Source organism: Paraburkholderia sp. SIMBA_027, from assembly GCF_046535315.1.
GTDB lineage: Bacteria > Pseudomonadota > Gammaproteobacteria > Burkholderiales > Burkholderiaceae > Paraburkholderia > Paraburkholderia tropica.
Map to the genome: position 1 here is coordinate 1 of NZ_JAWRWY010001307.1, position 247 is coordinate 247.

Genomic DNA, 247 nt, shown 5'->3' on the forward strand with positions numbered 1-247 from the left:
GGCGGCAGGGTTTCGACCTCGCTTTCGCCGAAAAGCTCGGTGGCCGCATCGCGCATCAGCCTGGCTTCCGCCCGCGTATTGACCACTGGCGGACACAGACCATCGTCGAAACGGATCGCACCCTCCGTTCCGGCAATTGCCGCGGCCGAGCGGACGATCTCTTCGAGGCGGCGCTGGATCAGCTGCAGCACGTCGAGGCCGAAGGCGCGGAAGGTCCCCGTGAGGACCGACTTCTTGGAAATGATAT

The 247-nt window shown here is 64.4% G+C and carries 1 protein-coding gene; it reads right to left on the minus strand.

What is annotated here, in order from left to right; genetic code table 11:
- On the minus strand, positions 1 to 247 hold a 247-nt coding region (locus SB764_RS43385), incomplete at both ends, for a hypothetical protein (protein ID WP_410867223.1).